The organism is Bradyrhizobium uaiense, assembly GCF_010811875.1.
Classification (GTDB): Bacteria; Pseudomonadota; Alphaproteobacteria; order Rhizobiales; family Xanthobacteraceae; genus Bradyrhizobium; species Bradyrhizobium uaiense.
The window spans coordinates 1-245 of sequence record NZ_VKHP01000912.1 but is presented as its reverse complement, the minus strand read 5'-3'; the positions used below and the strand labels follow the sequence as shown (position 1 = coordinate 245).

Here is a 245-nt window from a genome sequence, read left to right as displayed (position 1 = left end):
CACGAACACCCCGTCGTGCTGCCGCAAGTATCGCACTTCATGCACGTCCCGTTCCGCACCAGCGTGAAGTTGCCGCACTCCGAGCACATCTCGCCTTCGTAGCCCTTGGCCTTCGCTTCGGCGCGACCGCCCGCGGCGTCTCCGACACCATCGAAGGTGCCGTCGCCCTCAAGCAGGAAGTCAGCCACGACCTGTCGCCGACCGAGAAGCTCGAGGCCCTGCAGACCTGGAGCAAGCCCGGCACC

The 245-nt window shown here is 66.5% G+C and carries 1 protein-coding gene; it reads left to right on the top strand.

All coding sequences use genetic code 11. The features are described 5' to 3' along the window. Positions 1 to 245, top strand: a 245-nt coding sequence (locus FNJ47_RS55215) for a hypothetical protein (protein WP_163163737.1), incomplete at both ends; no start/stop codon positions are given.